At 63.9% G+C, this 18,355-nt stretch carries 13 protein-coding genes; 11 read left to right on the top strand and 2 right to left on the bottom strand.

The window, feature by feature from the left end:
* Nucleotides 1-56 precede the first annotated feature (56 nt).
* Both NA2_RS13740 and NA2_RS13735 read right to left on the bottom strand, forming a co-directional pair.
* Nucleotides 57-1,448, bottom strand: coding sequence for a TRAP transporter large permease (locus NA2_RS13740; RefSeq protein WP_008597574.1), 1,392 nt, complete (start codon nt 1,446-1,448; stop codon nt 57-59).
* Nucleotides 1,448-2,020, bottom strand: coding sequence for a TRAP transporter small permease subunit (locus NA2_RS13735; RefSeq protein ID WP_008597573.1), 573 nt, complete (start codon nt 2,018-2,020; stop codon nt 1,448-1,450). Before NA2_RS13735 ends, NA2_RS13740 begins: the two co-directional genes overlap by 1 nt.
* A 451-nt stretch (nt 2,021-2,471) precedes the next feature.
* Between NA2_RS13735 and NA2_RS13730 the strand changes: the two genes are divergently transcribed.
* From NA2_RS13730 to NA2_RS13680, 11 genes are all read left to right on the top strand, one after another.
* Nucleotides 2,472-5,951 carry an indolepyruvate ferredoxin oxidoreductase family protein gene (locus NA2_RS13730; RefSeq protein WP_008597572.1) on the top strand — a complete coding sequence of 1,160 codons (3,480 nt, stop codon included), beginning with the start codon at nt 2,472-2,474 and terminating at the stop codon, nt 5,949-5,951.
* A gap of 96 nt (nt 5,952-6,047) precedes the next feature.
* On the top strand, nt 6,048-8,414 hold the full coding sequence (locus NA2_RS13725) for a putative bifunctional diguanylate cyclase/phosphodiesterase (protein ID WP_008597571.1): 2,367 nt from the start codon (nt 6,048-6,050) through the stop codon (nt 8,412-8,414).
* A 251-nt stretch (nt 8,415-8,665) separates the two neighbouring features.
* Entirely contained in the window at nt 8,666-9,433 is a 768-nt protein-coding gene (locus NA2_RS13720) for an N-acyl amino acid synthase FeeM domain-containing protein (protein ID WP_157188233.1), read from the top strand.
* 69 nt (nt 9,434-9,502) lie between these two features.
* Nucleotides 9,503-10,177 carry a Crp/Fnr family transcriptional regulator gene (locus tag NA2_RS13715; RefSeq protein WP_008597569.1) on the top strand — a complete coding sequence of 225 codons (675 nt, stop codon included), beginning with the start codon at nt 9,503-9,505 and terminating at the stop codon, nt 10,175-10,177.
* A 399-nt stretch (nt 10,178-10,576) separates the two neighbouring features.
* Entirely contained in the window at nt 10,577-12,553 is a 1,977-nt protein-coding gene (locus NA2_RS13710; RefSeq protein WP_008597568.1) for an AMP-dependent synthetase/ligase, read from the top strand.
* Nucleotides 12,550-13,374: an ABC transporter ATP-binding protein gene (locus NA2_RS13705; protein ID WP_008597567.1), complete on the top strand. Its 825-nt coding sequence runs from the start codon at nt 12,550-12,552 to the stop codon at nt 13,372-13,374. The genes NA2_RS13710 and NA2_RS13705 overlap by 4 nt, the downstream gene beginning before the upstream one ends.
* Nucleotides 13,375-13,397: 23 nt before the next feature.
* A complete protein-coding gene (locus NA2_RS13700; protein WP_008597566.1) occupies nt 13,398-14,357 on the top strand; it encodes a branched-chain amino acid ABC transporter permease in 960 nt (319 codons plus the stop codon).
* Nucleotides 14,358-14,360: 3 nt separating this feature from the next.
* Nucleotides 14,361-15,437, top strand: a complete 1,077-nt coding sequence (locus NA2_RS13695; protein ID WP_008597565.1) for a branched-chain amino acid ABC transporter permease — start codon at nt 14,361-14,363, stop codon at nt 15,435-15,437.
* A gap of 78 nt (nt 15,438-15,515) precedes the next feature.
* Complete coding sequence (locus NA2_RS13690) at nt 15,516-16,835, top strand: ABC transporter substrate-binding protein (RefSeq protein WP_008597564.1); 1,320 nt, start codon at nt 15,516-15,518, stop codon at nt 16,833-16,835.
* A gap of 157 nt (nt 16,836-16,992) precedes the next feature.
* On the top strand, nt 16,993-17,826 hold the full coding sequence (locus tag NA2_RS13685) for an ABC transporter ATP-binding protein (protein WP_008597563.1): 834 nt from the start codon (nt 16,993-16,995) through the stop codon (nt 17,824-17,826).
* A gap of 166 nt (nt 17,827-17,992) precedes the next feature.
* Complete coding sequence (locus NA2_RS13680; RefSeq protein WP_008597562.1) at nt 17,993-18,220, top strand: aa3-type cytochrome c oxidase subunit IV; 228 nt, start codon at nt 17,993-17,995, stop codon at nt 18,218-18,220.
* Nucleotides 18,221-18,355: the final 135 nt, after the last annotated feature.

Genomic DNA, 18,355 nt, shown 5'->3' with positions numbered 1-18,355 from the left:
CCTCTTCAGAAGGAAAAGCCCGGGTCATCGACCCGGGCTTTTTCGTTTCCGTTCCGTCAGTTGTAGATTGCCCGGGGCAGCCAGGTGGCGATCTCGGGGAACATGAACATGATGGCGATCGCCAGCACCTGCAGGGCGACGAAGGGCAGCACGCCCCTGTAGATCATCGAGGTGGACACGATGGCAGGCGCGACCCCGCGCAGATAGAACAGGGCGAAGCCGAAAGGCGGCGTCAGGAACGAGGTCTGCAGGTTCACGCCGACCAGCACGCCGAGCCACACCGGATCGACATCGAGCGCGAGCAGGATCGGCGCGGTGATCGGGATCACGATGAAGATGATCTCGAACGTGTCGAGGATGAAGCCCAGCAGGAACATGATGAGCATCACCACCGCCACGGCGGCGAGCGTGCCCCCCGGCAGGTTGGCCAGGAACTCATGCACCAGGTTGTCGCCGCCCATCAGGCGGAACACGATGGAGAACACCGACGCGCCGAACAGGATGATGAACACCATGCAGGTGATGGATGCGGTGGCGATGGCCGTCTCGCGCAGCACCTGGAATGACAGGCGCCAGCGCAGGCCCGCCAGCACCATGGCGCCGACCGCGCCGACCGACGCCGCCTCGGTCGGTGTTGCGATGCCGCCGAGGATCGAGCCGAGCACCGCCATGATGAGCAGGAGCGGCGGAACGAGCGCCGTGGCGATCTCGCCGAGCAGGGCTTTCCTGTCTTCCTTGCTGACGGGGGTGGCGGGACAGGAGGCGGGATCGAAGATCGCCTTCAGGATGGTCCAGCCGAGATAGAGGCCGACCAGCAGCAGGCCGGGCAGGAGCGCTCCCGCGAACAGGTCGCCGACGGAAACGGGCACGGGCGCGAAATTGCCCTTGGCCATCTGGACCTGTGCGTTGATGCCCGACAGCATGTCGCCCATGAAGATCAGGACGGTCGATGGCGGGATGATCTGGCCGAGCGTGCCGGACGCGCAGATGACGCCGGTGGCGAGCTTGGGATCGTAGTTGGCGCGCAGCATCGCCGGCAGCGAGATCAGCCCCATGGTGACGACGGTGGCGCCCACGACGCCGGTGGAAGCCGCGAGCAGCGCGCCGACGACGATGACGGACATGCCGAGGCCGCCGCGCAGATTGCCGAACAGCTTGCCCATGGTCAGAAGCAGTTGCTCGGCGATCTTCGAACGCTCGAGCATCACGCCCATGAAGATGAACAGCGGGACCGCGACGAGGACCTCGTTGGTCATGTAGCCGATGTAGCGGTTCGCCAGGCTGCCGAAATTGGAGGGGTCGAACACGCCGAGCCACATGCCCACGGCGCCGAACATCAGGGAGACGCCGGCAAGCGTGAAGGCGACGGGAAAACCCAGAAGCAGGAAGCCGATGATGCCGAAGAACATGAGCCCCGCGAGAAGCTCGCCAATGAGAACCGGATCCATCAGACGTTCGCCTCCGGCTGCGCGTCGGTTTCGTTCTGATAGCGCAGCTTCTGGGGAAGCAGGCTCTCGTTGTCCGTCAGGACCAGGATCGAACGCAGGATCATGGCGATGCCCTGCAGGGCGATCAGGACGGCGAAGGCGAGGATGAAGGTCTTCAGCACGAACAGGCCGGGCATGCCGCCGACATTGGCGGACGCCTCACGGATGCGCCAGGAGCGCTCGACGAAGGGCCAGCCATAGTAAACCACGATCCAGGCGAAGGGCAGCAGGAAGAGCACCACGCCGATCAGGTCGACGAGGGCTTTGCGGCGCACGCCGGCGGGGCGGTAGAAGATGTCGACGCGGACGTGATCGTTGCGCAGAAGCGCGAAGCCGGCGACGGCGGTGAACATCGCCCCGTTCAGCCAGATGTAGAGATCCTGCATCCAGACGAAGCTGACGGCGAAGACATAGCGTTGCACGACGACCGTGAAGCAAACCAGCACGATGGCGAGCGATAGCCAGGCGAAGATGTTGCCGACGAGGGTGTTTAATCCGCATATGGCGCGGACGGTTGAAGCGATTGCGCGCACGGGTCAAGACCCTCCGCCGCCAGCGCGAACGGCGCGCGGCACTTGTTTGTCGGTCATTGTCGGTCCTCTTGCTCGTTCCCCTGGACAAGCGTCGGTTGTGTCCCGACTTACCCATCCTGCCCACTACCCGGCGCGGTTGATTAGCAGCTTTCCGATTTTGGCAAAAGTTGCCTGAAGCGAAAAGTCGCCTTTTTTGCCGCTCGGCCCACATGACTGGTGGAAGACCGCCCGGCTGCTCGATACGCGATGCGGGGAAGCGGATATACTGCGGCAGAATCGTCCGCAACCCTGCGCTTCCGGCGCATGGGGTGTCACCGGACGGCGCGCGTGACGATGGACCTGCTCATTATCACAAACGCCGCGATTTCGTTTGACGCGGTGCGGTGCCAATAGAAAACTGCCCTGGCGGGAGCGCCTTCGAAGCCGCTGCCCGCTAAGGAGGATACCGTATATGACGCTGCATGACGTCGCGCTCGACGACAAGTACGACCTCAGCAAGGAACGCATCTTCGTTTCCGGCGCGCAGGCCGTCGTGCGCATGCTCCTGATGCAGCGCGAGCGCGACAGGCGGGAGGGCCTGAACACGGCAGGCTTCGTTTCCGGCTATCGCGGCTCGCCGCTCGGCGGCCTCGACCAGCAGCTCTGGAAGGCAAGGAGATCGCTCGAGGCGTCCGATGTCGTCTTCCAGCCGGGCCTCAATGAGGAACTGGCTGCGACAGCCTGCTGGGGGTCCCAGCAGGCTGGTCTTCTGGGCGACGGGAAATATGACGGCGTGTTCTCCGTCTGGTACGGCAAGGGGCCGGGGGTCGACCGCAGCGGCGACGTGTTGCGGCATGCCAACCAGGCCGGTTCGGCGAAGAATGGCGGCGTTCTGGCGCTTATGGGCGACGACCATACGGCCGAATCCTCGACCGTGGCGAATGCCAGCGAGTTTGCCTTCGTCGATGCGATGATCCCGATCCTCAACCCGGCGGGCGTGCAGGAACTGGTCGACTACGGTCTCTACGGATATGCCCTGTCGCGTTTCGCCGGCACCTGGTCCGCCATCAAATGCGTGAAGGACAACATCGAATCGACAGCCGCCGTCGATGTGTCGCTCGACCGGCTGAACATCATCCGCCCGGAGTTCGACATGCCTCCCGGCGGCCTCAACATCCGCAACGAAATCAACATGCTCGGCCAGGAGACGCGGCTCTACGATTTCAAGCGCGCCGCCGCGGCGGCCTTCGTGCATGAGAACAAGCTCAACCGCATCGTCTACACGGGCGGATCGAAGGCCAGGATCGGCATCGTCACGCTCGGCAAGAGCTATCTCGACACGCGCAAGGCGCTCGACGATCTGGGCATCGACGAGGCCCGCGCCCGGACGCTCGGAATCCGCCTGTTCAAGGTGGCCTGTCCGTGGCCGTTCGATCTCCAGCACATGCGCGCCTTCGCGCAGGGGCTGGATCTCGTCATCGTCGTCGAGGAGAAGCGTTCGCTGATCGAGGTGCAGCTGCGTGAGAACCTCTACGGCACCGCCAACCAGCCGGAGATCATCGGCAAGGCTGACGAGAAGGGCGGACGCCTGTTCGCGCCGACGGCTGCACTCGATCCCAACGAGATCGCCATCGCCATCGGCGAGCGCGTTCTCAGGGTGGTCGGTCCGTCGGAAGAGATCTCCGCGCATGTGACGCGGCTGCGCCAGTTCCAGGCGATGCTCGCCGACACGGCGGATGTCGGTTCCCGGACGCCCTTCTTCTGTTCCGGCTGCCCGCACAACACCTCGACCAACGTTCCCGAGGGGTCGATCGCCGGAGGCGGCATCGGGTGCCACTTCATGGCGACCTGGATGGACCGTTCGAATGTCGGCTTCACCGCCATGGGGGGCGAGGGGGCGCAATTCGTCGGCCAGGCGCCGTTCTCCACGCGCAAGCATTTCTTCCAGAATCTCGGCGACGGGACCTACAATCACTCCGGCAGCATGGCGATCCGCTTCGCCATCGCCTCCGGTGCCAACATCACCTACAAGATCCTGTTCAACGATGCCGTTGCGATGACCGGCGGCCAGCCGCACGAAGGCGGGCTGACGGTCGGCATGATCGCGGAGCAGATGCGGGCGGAAGGCGTTTCGCGGATCGCCGTCGTCAGCGACGAGCCGGAGAAATATGCCGGCACGGTCAGTTTCCCCTCCGGCACCACCATCGACCATCGTGACGAGCTGGACCGGGTGCAGCGCGACCTGCGCGAGCTGGAAGGCGTCACGGTCCTGATCTACGACCAGACATGCGCGGCCGAGAAGCGCCGCCGGCGCAAGCGCGGCACGTTTCCCGACCCGGACAAGCGGGTCTTCATCAACGAACTGGTCTGTGAGGGCTGCGGCGATTGCGGCGTCAAATCCAACTGCGTGTCCCTTCAGCCGCTGGAAACGGAGTTCGGCCGCAAGCGGCGCATCGACCAGTCGAGCTGCAACAAGGATTTCTCCTGCGTCAAGGGGTTCTGCCCGTCCTTCGTGACCGTGCATGGCGCCAGGCTGAAGAAGGCGAAGGGCGCGGGCGGGGCCGATGACCCGCTGGAAGGAGTGCCTGAGCCGACGCTGTTTGCGCTCGAGCGCGGCTGGTCCGCCGTGGTCGACGGGATCGGCGGCACCGGCGTCGTCACCGTCGGGGCGCTCGTCGGCATGGCGGCGCATCTGGAGGGCAAGGGCGCCGGCATCATCGACATGGCCGGCCTCGCGCAGAAGGGCGGCGCGGTGTTCACGCATCTGCGCATCGCCAGGACACCGGACGACATCCACGCCATCCGCGTCTCGGCGGGCGAGGCGGACCTGATCCTCGGCTGCGACCTCGTCGTGTCCGGCACCAAGAAGGTGCTGGCCTCGGCGCGCGAGGGGCACACGCTGTTCATGGCCAACACGGCTGAGGTCATGCCGGGCGATTTTGCGCGCTCCGCGGATTTCTCCCTGCCGGTCGAACGCCTCAAGAAGGCGGTGCGCGCCGCCGCGGGCGAGCACAGGGCGCATTTCTTCGACGCCACGCGGGCCGCCAGCGTGCTGTTCGGCAATTCGGTCGGGGCGAACATGTTCATGCTCGGAATGGCCTATCAGCTGGGCGGGCTTCCGGTTTCAGCGGAGGCCGTCGAGAAGGCGATAACGCTCAACGGCCAGTCCGTGCAGATGAACCTTGCCGCCTTCCGGTGGGGCCGGCGCGCCGGGCACGATCCGGCCTTCGTGCAGGACCTCGTCGCCAGGGGGGCAGACGGCGAGACCCGTCCCGCATTGTCGCAGACGCTGGACGAGATCGTCGCGCGGCGCGGCGCGTTCCTGGCGGACTATCAGAACGAGGCCTATGCCGAACGATACCGGGCGCGCATTGCGCGCCTGCGCGCGGCGGAGGACCGGGCCGTTCCCGGCTCGACCGTCGTGACGGAGGCGGCCGCCCGGAGCCTGTTCAAGCTGATGGCGGTCAAGGACGAATACGAGGTGGCGCGGCTCTATACGGATGGCGCCTTCCGGAGACAGCTCGCCGCCGAGTTCGAAAGCTATGACAAGCTGGAGTTTCATCTCGCTCCGCCCATTCTCGGCAGGCGGGACGCCGATGGCGTGGCGCGGAAATCCAGCTTCGGCCCCTGGATGATGACCGGTTTCCGCATCCTGGCCCGCATGAAGGGGCTGCGGGGCACGATGTTCGACGTTTTCGGCCGCACCGCGGAGCGTCGCATGGAACGGCGGCTTCTTGCCGACTACGAGGGCGATCTCGACCGCATCGAAAGCCTCCTGTCGCCGCAGCGGCTGGACGCCGCGGCGGCGCTCGCAAGCGTGCCGGCGCTCATGCGCGGGTTCGGGCACGTCAAGGAAGCGAATGTCCGGAAGGCCGAACAGGAGCGCGCGCGCCTCGTTGCCCGGCTTGAGGACGGCGACGATCAGGGGACTGCACTGAAGGCGGCAGAGTAACCGGCTGGTTCTTAGCCGGATTTGTCGGAGCCGGATAACATAAAGCTTTCTTAATGCTGTTGTGCCATTTCTGGGCCTGTCAATCGGGCTCATGCGGTGAAGAACAGCAAAAACAGCATTCCGGAAGACGTGTATGTCGGCTTTGTTCGGTCGTTGTTCAACGAGCCGACGATTTTGCTCGTCGGTGGCGCAAGCCACTGCCTGATTGCCTATCTTGCCTATCTGTCGTCCAACGAACCGGTTTATCTGGGATTTGCCTTCGCGCTGCTGGTTGCCGGCGTTCTTCGCTATCTGGGCATCATCAAAGGTCGCGCGGCCAACATCGAGACCGCGAAGGACGCGGAAAAGTGGGAGTTGAACTACCTGATCTGGGGGTTCCTCCAGGCCCTGATCATGGGGCTTTTCTGTTTCGTCGCGATCTATCTGAAGCCTGATGTTTTCGCCGAGATCGCGTCAATTGCCGTGGTCACCGGATCGACGATCACGATCGTCGGCCGGAACTACGGCTCGCGGACGATGGTGCTGCTGCAGGCACTGGTCGTCGTGCTGCCGATGGCGCTCGGCATGATCCTCAAGTTCGAGATCGAGTATGTGATCCTCGGTCTCTACCTCATTCCCTTCATCTTCGTGCTGAAGAAGATGTCGGATAGCGTGCGCACTGTGCTGTTCGACGCCATCATCCAGGGCCGCCGCTCGCGCAACCTCGCGCAGCGGTTCGACCGCGCGCTGAACACGATGCCGCACGGGCTGGTGATGTTCAATCCGCAGGAACGGGTGGTCGTCAGCAATGCGCAGGCGGCTGAAATGCTCGGCTTCAAATCGGCCGAGGCCCTGTTCGGCCGCACGCTCAAGGCGCTTCTGATGCGCGGCGTGGCGAGCGGCCTGCTGACCCAGCGCGATTACGCCTATGCGGAGGAGCATCTGTCCCGGGCCCTGCGCGAGGGACGCGACCGGAAGGTGATGCTCCGGATGACCAATGGACGCCATTTCGAGTTCTCGGCACGAGAGGGACGCGAGGAGCTGGGTGTCCTGACCTTCGAGGACGTGACGAGCCGCGTCGAGGCGGAGGACAAGATCCGCTTCATGGCGCGCTACGACAGCCTGACGAGCCTGCCGAACCGCGCCTACTTCCACGAGAAGGTCACCGAGGCGATGGCCGGCGGCGACCAGACGCGGCTCTGCGCGCTGGCGGTGCTCGACCTCGACGATTTCAAGAGCGTCAACGACACGCTCGGACATCCGGTGGGCGACGGCCTGATCTATGCGGTCGCCGAACGCCTGTCTGCCTTCGCGAGCCTGGACATCCGGATCAGCCGCTTCGGCGGTGACGAGTTCATGATCTTCTTCAACGACGTCGAGGACGAACAGGCGTTCTCGGAGACGTTCGACCGCATTTTCGCCGGCCTTCAGGGGGAGGTCGACATTGCCGGCCACGCCGTGCGGATCCAGACCAGCGGCGGCGCCGTGGTGGTCCCGGTGAGCAACGGCGACGTGGATGCGATGATCGTCAAGGCGGACCTGGCGCTCTACAAGGCGAAGGAGCTGGGCAAGAACGTCTGGAGCCTGTTCGAGACCGAAATGGACGTGGCCTTCCGCAACCGGCAGATCATGAAGGCCGATCTGCGCAGCGCGGTGGAAGCGGGGAACCTGCGCGTCGTCTATCAGCCCATCGTCGACATGCACACGATGCGGATCGCAAGCTGCGAGGCGCTTTGCCGGTGGGATCACCCCGATCTCGGGCTCGTGTCGCCGGCCATCTTCATTCCGCTCGCCGAGGAGATGGGGCTGATCTCGCAGATCAGTACCATCGTGCTGAAATCCGCCTGCCGCGAATGCGCCAGGTGGCCGATGCATATCGGCATCTCGGTCAACTTATCAGCCAAGGATTTCCACAGCGAGGAGGTCGTGGCGAAGGTGCGCGACGCGCTGGCGGTTTCCGGGCTTGCACCCGAGCGGCTCGAGATCGAGGTGACGGAGACGGCACTGCTCACCAACAGTGCGAACACCATCACCTATCTCAAGGCGCTGAAGGCGCTGGGGATTCGTATCGCGCTCGACGATTTCGGCACCGGCTACTCCAGCCTCAGCTATCTGCACACGCTGCCGCTGGACAAGGTGAAGATCGACGGCAGTTTCCTCGTCGATGTGACGGAGAACGAGCGTTCGCACCGTCTCCTCAAAGGCGTCGCCACCCTGTCGCGCGATCTCGGCATGGCCGTCACGGTGGAAGGGGTCGAGCGCTTCGATCAGCTGAAGATCCTGTCGCAGTCGGTCAGGCCCGATTTCGTGCAGGGCTTCCTGTTCGGATCGGCGCTGACATCGTCCGGCATCGAGACCATGTCCGCCAAGACCTGGGTCTTCGCCGAAGAAGCGGCATCAGCGTCCGGCGAGGCTGACAGCGAGGTCGGGCAAAGGGGGACGCGCTGGCGTGAACCCCTCGGCCGCACCCGGACGAGCGTTTAGACCGGTCCAGCATCGCGCCGAAAGACTGAACGGTCCAGTTTCCTTGCATTTCAGCGTTCATGCGGGCGTCAGGTGATTTCACCCGACCGCAAAACGCCATGGCAGCAAAGTTGCGGACCAGAAGCCCTGCCGCGTCCGGCGGCGGAAAGCTGTCGTTAACCTTAACAGAACGTAAACAGGCCCATTCTGTTTTTCTTCTTCTTGTAGTGGCTCAACTGATTTACCTTGTCACCACGAGTAGGGGTGATGCGGTGTCATTGTCAGAGCGGCGTTTTGCGAGGGACGATACGGGCCAGGGTCGTGTTTCGACCTTCAGCCGCAACGTCCTGTCTGTTCTAGAGAAGATCGAATACCGCCGGTGCGACACCGGAGAGGATCTGGAGGCGATCTACCGCCTCCGATACAAATCCTTCCGCAAGCACGGCCTGCTCCTGTCCGAGACCGTCGATCAAAGGATGGTCGACGATCTGGACAGCGCGCCGAACTGCCACAAGTTCGGCGTGTTCATGGACGGTGAGCTGGTCAGTACCATCCGCCTTCACCACCTGACCAGGGAGACGCCCTTCGCGCCGGCGATGACGGTGTTCGGGAACGTGCTCCAGCCACGGCTCGACCGCGGGGAATCCTTCATCGACCCGAGCCGTCTGTCGATCGATCCGGATCTGTACGGGGTGCACCGGGTCATGCCGCACATAACCCTGCGGCTCGCCTTCATCGCCAACATCCATTTCAGGACCGTCGCCTGCATCTTCATGATCCGTGAGGAGCACACGGCGTTCTACGCGCGTAACTTCCAGGCGACGCAGGTCGGGCATCCGCGGCCCTATCCGCCCTTCACGATGCCGATCTACCTGTATGAGACACGTTACGATCTCAACATGCAGCGAACCATCGACCGGTTCCCGTTCTACTATTCGACGCCGATGGAGCAGCGGATGCTGTTCGCCCGGCCGGGTCCCGGCGAGCTCGCGCCGCTGACGGTGCTGCCGACGGCCAGGTACATCAACAAGGCGGCCTGAAGGCCATCGGCGGCGCGGTGAAGCCGCTCGCTGCTTGTCGCCCGCACGCGGGCAGGTTATCGAAGAACGATGAGCGCCAAGAAGGATATCGCCGGTTCCGTCGTCTGGACGGCTGAGCTGACCGAGGATGAACTCGACCGCGCGCGGCGAGGTCTGACGGAGCGCACCTTCTCGAAGGGCGCGTATATCTGCCATCGGGGAGACCGGCTCGACCACTGGACGGGCGTCATCGAGGGGCTGATCAAGATCAGCGCCATTTCCGCCGCCGGCAAGGCGATGACCTTTGCCGGGGTGACCGATGGCGGCTGGTTCGGCGAGGGGTCTGTGCTCAAGGACGAGCGGCGGAAATACGACGTCGTCGCCATCCGCGAGACGCGCCTCGCCATGCTGTCGCGCAGCAGCTTCATGTGGCTGTTCGAGAACAGCACCGGCTTCAACCGGTTTCTCGTCCGCCAGCTCAACGAGCGGATGGGGCAGTTCATCGCCACCATCGAGTATGATCGCATTCTCGACCCGAAGGCTCGGGTGGCGCGCAATCTCTCCTGGTTCTTCAACAGGGCGCTCTACCCATCGGCGGGGAACGAGATCCAGATCAGCCAGGAGGAACTCGGGCTTCTGGCGGGCGTCTCGCGCCAGGTGGTCAACCGCAGCCTGCGGCTTCTGGAGGACGAGGGCCTGCTCAAGGCCGAGCACGGGCGCATTACGATCGTCGATGCGGACGCCCTGAGCCGCTACGGCTCCTGATGCATGTCGCATTCGGATGGATTCATTTGAAAGACGACGAACATGCGTCATTTCACGAAACGACGGTATCCTTGCGTGCCTCATAAGAAGCGTGGGGCTACAGGGTCCGGCCCGTCGCGGTTGCCGGCCCGCAGGGCACGCCCGGCAGGATGAAACCCTCGGGACATCCCGCATTCGTCTAAAGTCCAATTGTCCGGGAAAGCCTCTATCGTGAAGAACGAGCACGTGCGTTCGGACGCGAATAGGCTGTATAATAAAGACAAACTGGCGGCCTGTCTGTCAAGGGGCGAGTTGATTGCGCGGGGTTTTCGTGAAAACTTCGGTTCAATCAATAGTCTCCGGCTCGGGGAGGAGCTGGATACAACGGCGGGTCAACCGCCGCATTCGGGAGGAAACGGTTTGGCGCACAGCATCGCGTCGACGGACACGTTTGCCAAATATCTGCTGCTGAACGCCGAGCGCTTTCGCAGCCGGCCGGCCATGCGGTTCAAGGACTACGGCATCTGGCAGAGCTGGACCTGGGAGGAGCAGCTCGACGAGGTGCGCGCCCTGGCGCTCGGGCTGCAGACGATCGGCGTGCAACGCGGCGACAAGATCGCGGTGATCGGCGCAAACCGGCCCCGTCTCTACTGGTCGTTCGCCGCCGCCCAGTCGCTGGGCGCGATTCCGGTGCCGATCTATGCGGACTCCGTCGCGGAAGAGATGGCCTATGTGCTCGACCACGCCGAGGTGAAGTTCGCCGTCGTCGAGGACCAGGAGCAGGTCGACAAGGTCCTGTCCGTGGCGGAGCGCGTCCCCGCGCTGACCGAACTCATCTATGACGAGCCGCGTGGCCTGAAGGACTACGACCACACGCATCTGCACGCCTATGAGGGGCTGCGCGCGACGGGCCTGAAGCGTTTCGCCGAGGACGCCGATGCCGGCGCCGCCTGGCTTGCCGAGATCGCAAAGGGTAGCGGAGGCGACCTCTCGGTCATTCTCTACACCTCCGGCACAACGGGGCGCCCGAAGGGTGTGATGCTGTCGAACGACAATTTCGTCCTGTCGGCGGTCAACGGCAACGGCTTCGACAATCTCGACGAGAACGAGACCACCATCGCCTATCTGCCGCTGGCCTGGGTCGGCGACCACCTGTTCTCCTACGCGCAGTCCTATACCGCCGGCTATTGCGTTGCCTGCCCGGAAAGTCCCGAGACGATCAACGAGGACCGGCGCGAGATCGCGCCGACCTATTTCTTCGCGCCGCCGCGCGTCTTCGAAACCCTGCTGACCTCGATCATGGTGCGGATGGAGGATGCGGGACGGATCAAGAAGGCGATGTTCCACTATTTCCTTGCCCATGCGGGCAAGGTGGGCGAGCGCATCCTGAACGGCGAGGCCGTCGCCCCGTGGGACCGGCTGAAATACGCGGTCGGCAATTTCATGGTCTATGGCCCGCTGAAGAACCGCATGGGCCTGTCGCGCATGCGCGTCGGCTATACGGCGGGCGAGGCGATCGGCCCGGAGCTGTTCAGCTTCTACCGCTCGCTGGGCCTCAACCTGAAGCAGCTCTACGGCCAGACCGAGGCGACCGTCTACATCACCGCGCAGGCGGACGGAAAGATCCGGCCCGACACGGTCGGCCTGCCGTCGCCCGACGTGGAGATCAAGATCGCCGAGAGCGGCGAGGTTCTGTATCGCTCGCCCGGCGTCTTCGTCGGCTACTACAAGAACGACGAGGCGACGCGCGAGACCAAGACCGAGGATGGCTGGGTGCACACCGGCGACGCCGGCTTCTTCGATGCGGACGGCCAGCTGAAGATCATCGACCGGGCGAAGGATGTGGGCAAGCTCGGTTCGGGCGCCCTGTTCGCGCCGAAATACATCGAGAACACGCTGAAATTCTTCCCCGACATCAAGGAAGCGGTGGCCTTCGGCCATGGGCGCGATTTCTGCGCGGCCTTCATCAACATCGATCTGACGGCAGTCGGCAACTGGGCGGAGCGCAACAACATCGCCTATGCGTCCTATCAGGAGCTTGCAGGTCATCCGCAGGTATACGAGACCATCGCGACCCATGTGGACGAGGCCAACCGGCGCCTGGCGCGCGAGCCGCTGATGGCCGCCTCGCAGATCAGGCGGTTTCTCGTCCTGCACAAGGAACTCGACGCCGATGACGGCGAACTGACGCGGACGCAGAAGGTGCGCCGCAGCTTCATCGCCGAGCGCTACGGCCCGTTGATCGAGGCGCTCTACGACGGTTCGAAGGAGAAATTCATCGAGACCGAGGTGACCTACGAGGATGGCCGCAAGGGGATCATCCGGGCGACCGTGAAGATCGTCGACGCCAAGGTCTACGACGCACCCAGCGAGATGATCCGGGAGGCCGCCGAATGAACCCGCGTCCCGATCCCCGCCAGCTCGCGACCCCCGGCGACGGCATCGCCAAGGGCGACGTGCTGCTCGACGTGCGCAACGTCTCGCTCGCCTTCGGCGGCGTGAAGGCGATCACGGACATCTCGCTGAACGTCCTCAAGGGCGAGATCCGCGCGATCATCGGGCCGAACGGCGCCGGCAAGACCTCCATGCTCAACGTCATCAACGGCTTCTACACGCCGCAGCAGGGAACGATCGTGTTCCGCGGCAAGGAGCGCCGCTCGATGAAGCCGCATCAGGCGGTCGGGCAGGGCATCGCGCGCACCTTCCAGAACGTCGCCCTCTTCAAGGGCATGTCGACGCTCGACAACATCATGGCCGGGCGCTCGGTGCTGATGAAGCGCAACATCGGCTGGCAGATGCTGTGGCACGGGCCGGCGCTGCGCGAGGAGATCGAGCATCGCGAGAAGGTCGAGGAGATCATCGACTTTCTGGAAATCCAGCATATCCGGCGGACGCCGGTGGGCAAGCTGCCCTACGGACTGCAGAAGCGGGTCGAGCTCGGCCGGGCGCTGGCGATGGAGCCGACGCTCCTTCTGCTCGACGAACCGATGGCCGGCATGAACCTCGAAGAGAAGGAAGACATGAGCCGGTTCATCATCGACGTGAACCAGCAGCGGGGAACGACCATCGCGCTGATCGAGCACGACATGGGCGTGGTGATGGACCTTTCCGACAGGGTGGTGGTGCTCGACTACGGCAAGAAGATTGCCGACGGGACGCCCGACGAGGTTAAGGGCAATCAAGACGTGATCGACGCCTATCTGGGCGTGCCGCACTAGGCGGCGAAGGGAGCAGGACGCGCATGGACATTCTGAACGGTATCCTGGTGAAGCCATTCGCCGACATGGCGGCCGCGCCCGATTTCCTCCTGCAGGTGCTGTGGGAAGGGCTTGTCGGCGGGGTTCTCTATGCGCTGATCGCCCTCGGCTTCGTGCTGATCTACAAGTCTTCGCGCATCTTCAATTTCGCCCAAGGCATCATGGTCGTCTTCGCGGCGCTGACGCTGGTCGGCCTCTACGAGAAGGGCCTGCCAGCCTTCATCGCGCTGCCGCTGACGCTGGTGGTCATGCTGGTGCTGGCCATGACGATCGAGCGCGTCGTGCTGCGCCCGCTGGTCAACCAGCCCGATATCATCCTGTTCATGGCGACCATCGGCATCACCCTGTTCCTCATCGGGTTCGGCGAGCTGATCTTCGGCGGCGAGAACAAGGTGATGATCACCGAGCAACTGATGATCCCCACCGGCAGCTTCGTCTTCGAGCTGTTCGGCGGTTTCGTGTCCATCGAGCAGAAGGACCTGACGGCCGTCGTTGGCGCGGTGCTGCTGGTGGCGGGCCTGCTGGTCTTCCTGAACAAGTCGAAGATCGGCCGCGCGATCCGGGCGCTCGGCGACGACCACCAGGCGGCGCTGTCGGTCGGCATCTCGCTGTCGACCATCTGGGTCATCGTGTGGTTCATCGCGGGCGTCATCGCGCTGGCGACGGGCATCGTCTGGGGCGCGCGGGCCGGCGTTTCCTTCGCCCTGGAAGTGATCGCCTTCAAGGCCCTGCCGGTGTTGATGCTGGGCGGGCTGGAAAGCGTGATGGGCGCCATCATCGGCGGGCTGGCGATCGGCATCCTGGAGAAGGTCTTCGAGATCTACTGGGGCCAGCCGCTGCTCGGCGGCAATACGGAAGCCTGGTTCGCCTACATGCTGGCGCTGCTCGTGCTTCTCTTCCGCCCCCAGGGGCTGTTCGGCGAAAAAATCATCGAGCGGGTGTAATCCATGTTCTACCCAACCGCAGGCCAGTTCAAGACCAGCTACCAGGCGGACCACGCGCTGTTTCCTGTGCGGCAGGACGCGATCCTGCTCGGCGTGATCGCCGTGCTGGCCTTCGTCGTCTTTCCGCTGACAGCCAACGAGTTCACCTTCCGGGCGCTGCTCATTCCGGTGCTCATCTATTCTCTGGCGGCGCTCGGCCTCAACATCCTGACCGGCTATGCCGGGCAGCTATCGCTTGGAACCGGCGCCTTCATGGGCGTCGGCGCCTATGCCTGCTACAAGCTGGTGTCGATCTTCCCGGAGATGAACATCGTCGTGGCGATCGCCCTGTCGGGGTTCTTCTCGGCGGCGATCGGTGTGATCTTCGGCCTGCCCTCGCTGCGCATCAAGGGCTTTTACCTCGCCATCGCCACCCTGGCGGCGCAGTTCTTCCTGGTCTGGCTGTTCCAGAAATGGGGCTGGCTCTACAACTACAACGCATCGGGAGCGATCCAGGTGCCGAACATCGACCTGTTCGGCATCACCGTGGCCGGGCCGCGCGCCACGGCGGTCGCGCAGTACTATTTCGTCCTGTGCACGGTCTGCGTCATCACGCTGTTCGCGATCAACATCACGCGCGGTCGCATCGGCCGCATGTGGAAGGCGGTGCGCGACATGGACATCGCCGCGGAGCTGGTCGGCATCAACCTGATGCGCGCCAAGCTTACGGCCTTTTTCGTGTCCTCTTACATCGTCGGCATCGCCGGGGCGCTGTTCGTGTTCCTGTGGCGCGGCGCGGCGGAAGCCAATCTGTTCGACATTCCCTTGTCGTTCCGCGTCCTGTTCATCGCCATCATCGGCGGGCTTGGCTCGGTGCTGGGCAATTATCTCGGCGCGATCCTCATCGTGGCGCTGCCGGTGATCATCAGCACCGTGCCGGAGGCCTTCGGCCTGCCCATCGGTTCAGCCACGGTGGAGCATCTGAACGTGATGATCATCGGCGCGCTGATCATCACCTTCCTGATCGTCGAGCCGCACGGCCTGGCGCGCTTCTGGGCGGTGATCAGGGAGAAATTCATTCTGTGGCCGTTCCCGCACTGAGCAAGGGCCGGAACGCCGCTTGAAACGGGGCCGGTTCGCCCCTTCCTTTCGGAGAAAAGAACTAGTGGAGGAAACAGCATGAAGACATTGCTCAAAACTGCGATCCTGTCGTCGGCGCTCGCGCTGGGCGCCGGCTTTGCCGGACCCGCCGCCGCGCAGGACGATTCGATCTACATCCCGAACCTGTCCTACCGGACGGGACCGTTCGCCGCGACGGGCACGCCGCTGATGAACGGCCAGCGCGACTACATCACGCTTCTCAACGAGCGCGACGGCGGGCTGAACGGCGTCAAGCTGGTCTATGACGAGTGCGAAACCGGCTACAACACGGAAAAGGGCGTCGAGTGCTACGAGAAGACCAAGGCGAACGCCGTGGTCACGCAGCCCTGGTCGACCGGCATCACGCTGCAGGTCCTGCCGAAGTCGAATGTCGACGAGATCCCGATCCTGGCGCCGGGCTACGGCTTCTCGCCGATGGCCGACGGCAAGGTGTTCCAGTGGGCCTACAACCCGCCGTCCTCCTACTGGGATGGCGCGTCGATGATCCTCAACAACCTGTCCGACGGCAATCTCGACAATCTGAAGGGCAAGAAGATCGCCCTCCTGCATCTCGACCATCCGTTCGGCAAGGAGCCGATCCCGCTGCTCGAGGCGCTGGCCGCGAAGCATGGCTTCACCTTCCTGCCGATCCCGGTCGGCCTGACCGAAATGCAGAACCAGTCCGCGCAGTGGCTACAGATCCGCCGCGAGCGGCCGGACTTCGTCGTCATGTGGGGCTGGGGCGCGATGAACGCCGGCGCCATCACCGAGGCGGTGAAGACCAAATATCCGATGGACCAGTTCGTCGGCGTCTGGTGGTCGGGCCATGACGGCGACCTCAAGCTCGTCGGCGAGGCGGGCAAGGGCTATCGCTCGATCTCGTGGAGCGTGCCGAACTCGGAATCCCCGCTGATGCAGGACATCAAGAAGCATGTGGTCGATGCCGGCAAGTCGCTGATCAACCAGGGCGAGGGCGAGTTCGATTCCGTGTTCTACCAGCGCGGATTGATGATCTCGGCCATCCTCGTCGAGGGCATCAAGGAAGCGCAGGAGCAGTTCGACGTGCGGGCGCCGAGCCCCGAGCAGCTGCGCTGGGGTCTCGAGAACATCAATCTCGACGAGGCGCGGCTGAAGGAGCTGGGCGCCGAAGGCATGCTGGTGCCGTTCAAGACGTCCTGCGCCGACCATACCGGTCATGGCGGCGGCTGGATGCTGCAGTGGGACGGCGCCAAGTTCGTCAAGGCGTCCGACCTCCTGATGCCCGACCGCACCGAGATCGAGCCGCTCGAGGCAGCGAAGGCGAAGGAATATGCCGACGCCAACGCACCCTGGCCGATCAACGAAGAGTGCAGCATGTGACGAAAGCCTTCTTCTCCCCGTCCGCGGGGAGAAGATGCCTGCGGGCAGGTGAGGGGCGGCGCAAGTCTTTGAACTCCAGCGTCCGCCCTTCATCCGGCCCTCCGGGCCGCGCTCTCCCCGCCCGCGGAGAGAAGGAGACTTCAATGTCGGAGCCGAGATGAGCAACACAGCCCCCGCCGCCGCACCCGCCGAGGCCATCCTCGAGGTCAACAACATCGAGGTGATCTACGATCACGTCATCCTGGTGCTGAAGGGCGTGTCGCTTTCCGTGCCGCGTGGCGGCATCACGGCGCTGCTCGGCGCCAACGGGGCCGGCAAGACCACGACGCTGAAGGCCATCTCGAACCTGCTGCAGGCCGAGCGCGGCGAGGTGACCAAGGGGTCGATCCTGTTCGAGGGAGCGGAGGTGCAGAACCTGTCTCCCAACGACCTGGTGCGGCGCGGCTGCATCCAGGTGATGGAGGGACGGCACTGTTTCGGCCATCTGTCGGTCGAGGACAATCTGCTGACGGGCGCCTTCACCCGGCGCGACGGGCAGGCGGCGATCCGCGAGGATCTCGACCTGGTCTACAGCTATTTCCCGCGCCTGAAGGAGCGGCGCGCCAGTCAGGCCGGCTACACGTCCGGCGGCGAGCAGCAGATGACGGCGATCGGCAGGGCGCTCCTGTCGCGACCCAAGATGATCCTGCTCGACGAACCCTCGATGGGTCTCGCGCCGCAGCTGGTCGAGGAGATTTTCGAGATCGTCAAGAAGCTCAACGAGGAGCAGGGCGTGTCGTTCCTGCTGGCCGAGCAGAACACCAATGTGGCGCTGCGCTACGCGAAGTACGGCTACATTCTCGAATCCGGTCGCGTCGTGCTCGATGGCGAGGCGCAGGCGCTGCGCGAGAACGAGGACGTCAAGGAATTCTATCTCGGCGTCGGCGGCGAGGGGCGTCGCTCCTTCCGCAACGTGAAACATTACAAGCGGCGGAAACGCTGGCTTTCGTAACGCTTCGACGGCCTGCTTCCGTCTCGCGCGCCTGAGGCGCGGCCTCCCGGGCGATGCAAACCGATTGAACCGTGGGCGCGCATGCCCGTGCGGCAATCATCCCATTGCCCTCAAGCCATCTTTTCGCTATTCCCCAAGTCCAATTCTATTCCCATGGGGTTTTGTGATGGCAGAGAACACGCCGGCCGGTCCGGCCGAAACGGGCGCGGAAATGGACTACGCGGAACATGAACGCACCTACAATCTTTTCCTGTCCATCTCCAAATATTCGAGCCTCGTGATCATCGCCCTGTTGATCGCCATGGCGTTCGGCTTTTTCACCTCCGCTGGATTTTTCTCCAGCACCGTTCTTTTCATTCTCATTTCGGCGCTCGGCGCCTGGCTGCTGCGCTAAGGCATGCGGCCTGATGCGTGGGGCGGCGAACGCTGCCCCGCCGATGGGGAGGACGGTCCAACCGAAAGGAGATGCCGGTGGGACAATGCATTTTTGTGCCTAAAGAAGTTGACGTAACGGAAGGGCGTGTTTCGG

It is taken from the genome of Nitratireductor pacificus pht-3B (assembly GCF_000300335.1).
Lineage (GTDB): Bacteria > Pseudomonadota > Alphaproteobacteria > Rhizobiales > Rhizobiaceae > Nitratireductor > Nitratireductor pacificus.
Note: the sequence above shows the minus strand (reverse complement) of the source record. Positions and strands in the feature narration are given on the sequence as shown.

Bases quoted from the DNA above. Each gene is read 5' to 3' on its own strand.
- NA2_RS13695 (WP_008597565.1), top strand. From the start codon at position 14,361: ATGTTCTACCCAACCGCAGGCCAGTTCAAGACCAGCTACCAGGCGGAC.
- NA2_RS13700 (WP_008597566.1), top strand. From the start codon at position 13,398: ATGGACATTCTGAACGGTATCCTGGTGAAGCCATTCGCCGACATGGCG.
- NA2_RS13680 (WP_008597562.1), top strand. From the start codon at position 17,993: ATGGCAGAGAACACGCCGGCCGGTCCGGCCGAAACGGGCGCGGAAATG.
- NA2_RS13740 (WP_008597574.1), bottom strand. From the start codon at position 1,448: ATGGATCCGGTTCTCATTGGCGAGCTTCTCGCGGGGCTCATGTTCTTC.
- NA2_RS13690 (WP_008597564.1), top strand. From the start codon at position 15,516: ATGAAGACATTGCTCAAAACTGCGATCCTGTCGTCGGCGCTCGCGCTG.
- NA2_RS13730 (WP_008597572.1), top strand. From the start codon at position 2,472: ATGACGCTGCATGACGTCGCGCTCGACGACAAGTACGACCTCAGCAAG.
- NA2_RS13705 (WP_008597567.1), top strand. From the start codon at position 12,550: ATGAACCCGCGTCCCGATCCCCGCCAGCTCGCGACCCCCGGCGACGGC.
- NA2_RS13715 (WP_008597569.1), top strand. From the start codon at position 9,503: ATGAGCGCCAAGAAGGATATCGCCGGTTCCGTCGTCTGGACGGCTGAG.
- NA2_RS13685 (WP_008597563.1), top strand. From the start codon at position 16,993: ATGAGCAACACAGCCCCCGCCGCCGCACCCGCCGAGGCCATCCTCGAG.